This is a genomic window from bacterium, from assembly GCA_029210545.1.
Taxonomy (GTDB): Bacteria; BMS3Abin14; BMS3Abin14; order BMS3Abin14; family BMS3Abin14; genus JARGFV01.
The window spans coordinates 1-1837 of the sequence record JARGFV010000194.1; the positions used below are offsets into that span (position 1 = coordinate 1).

Genomic DNA, 1837 nt, shown 5'->3' on the forward strand with positions numbered 1-1837 from the left:
AGAAGTTGGAGCGGGCCGTGATGATCCTTGACCGTGTCATTGATCAGACGGAGCGTCGGGTGGTTCATGGTGAGAAGGTGCCGGCATCCGAAAAGGTCGTGTCCTTTTTTGAGGACCATACGGACATTATCGTCAAGGACCGCAGGGAGACCCGGTTTGGACACAAGGTCTTCCTGGTGGGCGGTGTCTCCGGGATGATCCTCGACTGCGCTATCGGGCGAGGCAACCCGGCGGATTCCGACATGTTCCCGTTGATGATCGAACGGCAGAAGGGAATTTACGGACGCGTTCCGCGCCAGGTTGCCGCGGACGGGGGGTTCGCTTCCAAGGATAACCTTCGGAACGCGAAGGGGGATGGCGTCAAGGATGTCTGTTTTTCGAAGAAGCGGGGCCTCAGCGTCCAGGACATGGTCAAGAGCAACTGGGTTTACAGAAGGCTTCGGAACTTTCGCGCAGGGATTGAAGCGAACATATCCGTACTCAAGCGTTCCTATGGCCTTTACCGCTGTAACTGGAAAGGCTGGGCAGGTTTCCAGCAGTACGTATGGAGTTCGGTTGTCTCGTACAATCTGCTGGTGATGGCCAGACATAGTCTGCCTTCGGCTTAGAAAAGCGGAGGAGTTCAAAAAACCGGCGTGAAGGGATAGATGTGTCCCGATGAAGCCGATCCCTTCATTTGATGGCGGTTTTGGCACCAATTGCACCGTCCCTTAAAAGGCGATGTCGCGCCGGCATCGTCATGGAGTGAATTGCCGCTTATTCGTTGATAAAATCCGGGCTTTTCGGATGCGCTCTATATAGTTCCCAAAGGTGAGAACTTCTATGTTGGGATCACCACAGACCCACCAAATCGACTCAGACAACACAGTAGTCCCACTTCCTTCTACGTCAAGGGTCCCCTTGAAAGAGACCAGGCCATTCGTTTAGTACTTAGGGAAACCCCCCGGCTTTGCCGGGGGACCCGAGAAGTTTGACAGTTCCTGGAGTAGATGAAAGCCTCCAATCTGTGAACCGCTCAAAGTTTACAGGAGAGGAGGCTTTCGTTGACCGATGTAAGAAGCTTAAGCCATACGGTATGGGACTGCAAGTATCACATTGTATGGATACCGAAGTGTCGCCGGAAGGTTTTGTATGGTCGAATCCGGAGTCATTTGGGTGAGATATTTCGGGAGTTGGCTCGTCAGCGTGAGAGTTTGGTGCTGGAGGGTCATGTGTGTACAGATCATGTACATATTTATCTTTCGATACCCCCCAAATATGCGGTGTCCCAGGTAGTTGGGTACATAAAGGGCAAGAGCGCGATCCACATTGCCCGGACATTTGGTGGCCGTGCGAGGAATTTTGTAGGTCAGCATTTTTGGGCACGAGGATATTACGCATCAACAGTAGGTCGAGATGAGCAGGTGATCCGCGACTATATCCGTCGTCAGGAGGCTGAGGACCGTCGATTGGATCAACTGCAGCTACTCCGGTAGCCGCCTTTAGGCGGCTCAAGGTTTTAACAACCGCTTTGAGCGGTTCACAGTTCAAGCCCCCGGCTTTGCCGGGGGTACATGACTAGAAAGGTTAAGCCATTGAAGGTAGTCACTCATCTTCTGCGATGGTTTCCGCAAGATCTTTCAACTGTTTAATAGTCTGGTCTACCAGGCGGAAATATTCCTCATATTTGGTTCGGAATTCTGAGAGGGTGACAACCTTGTCCCAAGTTTCTGTTTCCTTGTAGGGTTTGACGTTGGGGAAGAGTGCCGCTGTTTGAGCAACAAAGCCTTGGCTTAGTTGCAGAATTTCATCACTCTTTTCTCTTAAACGACCCCGAACGTATCCTGGAGCAACGGTT

General features: G+C 51.9%; 3 protein-coding genes. 2 read left to right on the forward strand and 1 reads right to left on the reverse strand.

The window, feature by feature from the left end:
• Both P1S46_12210 and tnpA read left to right on the forward strand, forming a co-directional pair.
• On the forward strand, positions 1–608 hold a 608-nt coding region (locus tag P1S46_12210), incomplete at its 5' end, for a transposase (protein MDF1537232.1).
• A 435-nt stretch (positions 609–1043) separates the two neighbouring features.
• The gene (gene tnpA, locus P1S46_12215) at positions 1044–1475 is read left to right on the forward strand and encodes an IS200/IS605 family transposase (GenBank protein ID MDF1537233.1); all 432 of its coding nucleotides are present in this window, start codon (positions 1044–1046) and stop codon (positions 1473–1475) included.
• A 109-nt stretch (positions 1476–1584) separates the two neighbouring features.
• On the opposite strand, the gene P1S46_12220 is transcribed toward tnpA, so the two are convergent.
• Positions 1585–1837: hypothetical protein (locus P1S46_12220; protein MDF1537234.1), on the reverse strand; the 253-nt coding region annotated here is incomplete at its 5' end.